The organism is Secundilactobacillus malefermentans DSM 5705 = KCTC 3548 (assembly GCF_001436395.1).
In the GTDB taxonomy this organism is placed as follows: domain Bacteria; phylum Bacillota; class Bacilli; order Lactobacillales; family Lactobacillaceae; genus Secundilactobacillus; species Secundilactobacillus malefermentans.
The window spans coordinates 1-3,606 of the sequence record NZ_AZGJ01000083.1 but is presented as its reverse complement, the minus strand read 5'-3'; the positions used below and the strand labels follow the sequence as shown (position 1 = coordinate 3,606).

The window sequence follows — 3,606 nt, the reverse complement described above, 5'->3', positions numbered from 1 at the left end:
CAGGATTTGACAGAGAGCCTTTACTTTCTACCCGATGTAATTTGATCCAATAGTTTAGGATCTAGTACAATTTCCTGCAACCGATCACCAAACTCAATCACCTTATCATCGCGACCATGTTGCAACTGCCACGTCAAGAAGGTCATGACGTTCATCGCGTACATTTCAGCAAGATAATCGATTGGTAACGAAATATCGTTTGTTTCCTGAATGCCCGTTAGGTATTCCTTAACCGTTACCTTTAGCACGTGTTGGAAGCTTCTACTTAAATCGGCTTCTTCCGTGTGGACCTCCAGCAATAGTTTTAAGTCTTCTTGGTACTCACGCAAAACGAGGAGTAACATTTTAATTGTTTCTGAGGCAGCATTAGAATCTTTGATATTGAACCGTTGGCGAACAACCGCTGCAAATTGATCAGTATATGTAGAAACCAATTTCTCCAAAAGGTCGTATTTATCATAGTAATGACTGTAAAATGTCGAACGACCTACTCCTGCTGACTTGCTGATATCCTGAACCGTCAGCGCCTTAAATCCTTTTTTCTTAAGTAATCTAAAGAACGCCATTTCAATTTGCGTTTTGGTTCTTCTGGTACGTAAATCAACTTTTTCTTCTGCCATAATAACAACTTCCCCATTTAATAATATTTGTTTTGTGTAATCTTGAATGAAGTTACCTGATTAAAAGTGTAAAATACTAGCTAAAGATAGAATATCATAATGACCTAAATTGAACGGAGGATTTTCATTGAAACCAATTAGAATTTTATTCATCTCAATCGAAGGAAACACCCGCAACTTTATCACCCATCTGACCCAATTTGCCGAGAAACAGCACAGTGAAGATTCCGAAAAACCACTCATCGAAGCAACCGAAATTTCAGAGCAATCCGACTTTGAAAAGGAAACGAAAGATTACTTTTGTTTTGTGCCAACCTATTTAGACGGTGGCAATGGTATTGATACTGGTGTTAAAGAATTGATGACCAACGTTATGGGTGAGTATATCGCCTATTCAACCAACCGTAACCACTTAATTGGCGTGGTTGGAAGTGGCAATAAAAACTTTAATGAACAATATTGCTTAACTGCAAAGCGTTACGCTTCCGATTACGAAGCCCCATTCCTTGCTGACTACGAACTTCGAGGCGTTCCGCGTGACGAACCCCGCGTCTACAATGCCCTGTTAGAGCGATTAACTGAAGTCGTTGCTGAGGAGGCTTAGTTCTTTGGCAAATGAAATTATCGACCAACTTGAGAACCACCGCAGCGTGCGCCAATTTACGGATCAACCGTTAACTAAATTAGAGGTTGCTCAGTTAATTTCTGCAGCTCAGCACGCCTCTACCAGTACATTTTCCCAACAATACTCCATTATAAGCGTGACCGATCCCAAACAAAAGGCAATTCTTGGTGAAATTTCCGGTCATCATTGGCTTGAAAAGAGTGGTCACTTCCTATTAATGGTGGTGGACCAGTATCGTAATTTACAAATTGCCAAGAATGAGGGAATTCCTGCTGATGTGTTGGGAACAACTGATAAATTCTTAGCCGGTGTTATGGATGCGGCAATCGCAACCGAAAATATCATGGTTGCAGCTGAAAGCTTAGGACTGGGTGGCACCATTATGGGCAGTATCCTCAATGATTCCAAACGGGTCATTGATACCTTTAACCTTCCCGAATTAACTTTTCCACTTCTCGGGATTGCCCTAGGGCATCCAGCTGTCACCCCTGGTTTGAAACCCCGAATGCCAGAAGCGATGATGCATTTTGAGGGTGGCTACAAGCTTCCTGCCGACTTTTCAACGCAATTAAATGGCTACGATGCCGCTTTGAATGCCTACTATCAAAGTCGAAATTCTAATGCCCGTCCTGAATCCTTCACGCACCACATTGTGCAAGGATTATCGCGGGATCCAAAGCTCCGAGCAGAACTCAAAGGCGTCATTGCTGGTCAAGGATTCTTAGCCGATTAATCCAGCATCGTTTCAATAAATCGAAAATAGTGATTAGCAAGCAGGAAACTGGCGCGAACCAATTTTTCTGCTTTTTTTGTGTCCTGCGGGGCAACCAGCATGAACTCATTGCTCCGTAACAGCACTCCCGTCATACATTCGTTGACGATAAACTCTGCTTGAAAATTGGTAAACCGGAAACTACTTTGAAGGCTTTGCTTAAGTGTGCGCAGAAAGTTGAGCTTTGCCTGCATTTTATCAGCCTCTGAGGCATCAACTGAATAGGTAAATGTCCGTTTGCCAATTTGAGTCAGTAATAATTGCTCATTTTCATGCTGCTCACTTCGTAATTTTTTTAAGCTTTCGGGGCTCATTTACTCATCCCTCACTGAACTTTGTCGCCTTCTGAGTAGGACGACTCCCAACGCCGCTAACATAATAACCGTCACCGAAATAAACAAAATTTGATAATTGAACACATCAATCATCACCCCGCCAAATAGTGGACCAATCGCTCGGCCAACCGAGATTGCCATGTTAAACCAGCCCTGAAACTTTCCCTTTTGACTCTCATCAGAAAGCGAGTCCACCCAAGCCGGAATTCCCGGAAAACCAATCATTTCACCAATGGTTAAAATAGCCATAATGGCAATGAAGATTGGGTAGCGATCTGCGAATACGAGTAAGAAGAACGAACTTGCAAAGATGGTAACCCCAAGGATTATTTGGGAACTCAATTTATAGTTGGCACCAATTCGATTCGCAATTGGTTGCAAGACCACAATCATTAGGCCGTTTAACGTCCAAAGTAAACTGTACTTTTCAAATGAAATATTGAGGTTCGTCATGTGCACCGAAAGGACACTTTCCCACAGCGTGTAACTCAAGTAAACACTGAATACCATCACGCAAATAGGAATCATCAATCCCAGTTTATTTGATCGTTTAACAACTTCCTTTTTGCTGCCCTTACCCTTCCGCGCTTTCAGCGTTGCGGGGAACTCAATCAGAATAATCACAAGTAATCCGATATAGCACAGGGTTGTCACACTCAGTACAATTGTAATGCCAAAGTCGAGGAGGTAACCGACTAATAGCGTCCCAACAACCACACCAAGATTCATGCCGATGTACAATGCGTTAAAAACGTAGCGGGTCGTTTTACTTTTAACCGAAGCCGCAAACGAATTACCAACCGTCATACTGGCGCCGTCGCCAAATCCAACAACCGCTAACAGAATGCCAAACATTGGCCAACTATGGAATAAAATGAGGAGAATCATTCCAGCCATCGATATCAAACAGCTGATAATTGCCGTTTTGTAAGGAGACCAATGATCAAATAAATATCCTCCAATATAGTTTCCCAAAATCATGAAGAGGGACATGACCAAAAGGGTTGTGCCGGCTAACGTGAGTGTTTTACCCAAGTAATTATGCATATAAACCGTGACTAGCGGCCACATGAATGACGCCCCAGCATTCAACAGAAGTGTCGATAAGAACACTGCTGGCAAACTAATTTCTGTTTTCTTATTTTGCATCTTCTGCTCGCTTTCCGTTTATTTATTACCCTAATTATGGCACAACTGACATAGGTTTTCATCCATTTAAGGGATTTTCGTCCACAAAAACTGACTAACATTAGT

5 protein-coding genes are annotated in these 3,606 nt (G+C 42.1%); 2 read left to right on the top strand and 3 right to left on the bottom strand.

Annotation, left to right across the window (positions count from 1 at the left end; all coding sequences use genetic code 11):
- Nucleotides 1-20: 20 nt before the first annotated feature.
- The gene (locus FD44_RS09610; protein ID WP_010620464.1) at nucleotides 21-620 is read right to left on the bottom strand and encodes a TetR/AcrR family transcriptional regulator; all 600 of its coding nucleotides are present in this window, start codon (nucleotides 618-620) and stop codon (nucleotides 21-23) included.
- 127 nt (nucleotides 621-747) lie between these two features.
- Here FD44_RS09610 and nrdI point away from each other — a divergent pair, with 127 nt between their 5' ends.
- Together nrdI and FD44_RS09600 are read left to right on the top strand one after the other, a co-directional pair.
- On the top strand, nucleotides 748-1,224 hold the full coding sequence (nrdI, locus tag FD44_RS09605) for a class Ib ribonucleoside-diphosphate reductase assembly flavoprotein NrdI (RefSeq protein WP_010620465.1): 477 nt from the start codon (nucleotides 748-750) through the stop codon (nucleotides 1,222-1,224).
- 4 nt (nucleotides 1,225-1,228) lie between these two features.
- The gene (locus FD44_RS09600; protein ID WP_010620466.1) at nucleotides 1,229-1,978 is read left to right on the top strand and encodes an NADPH-dependent oxidoreductase; all 750 of its coding nucleotides are present in this window, start codon (nucleotides 1,229-1,231) and stop codon (nucleotides 1,976-1,978) included.
- Here the strand turns inward: FD44_RS09600 and FD44_RS09595 are convergent.
- Together FD44_RS09595 and FD44_RS09590 are read right to left on the bottom strand one after the other, a co-directional pair.
- A complete protein-coding gene (locus tag FD44_RS09595; protein ID WP_010620467.1) occupies nucleotides 1,975-2,331 on the bottom strand; it encodes a hypothetical protein in 357 nt (118 codons plus the stop codon). The two genes, FD44_RS09600 and FD44_RS09595, sit on opposite strands and share 4 nt — an antisense overlap.
- Nucleotides 2,332-3,501 (bottom strand): MDR family MFS transporter, encoded by a 1,170-nt coding sequence (locus FD44_RS09590; protein WP_010620468.1) that lies wholly within the window; start codon nucleotides 3,499-3,501, stop codon nucleotides 2,332-2,334.
- Nucleotides 3,502-3,606 lie beyond the last annotated feature (105 nt).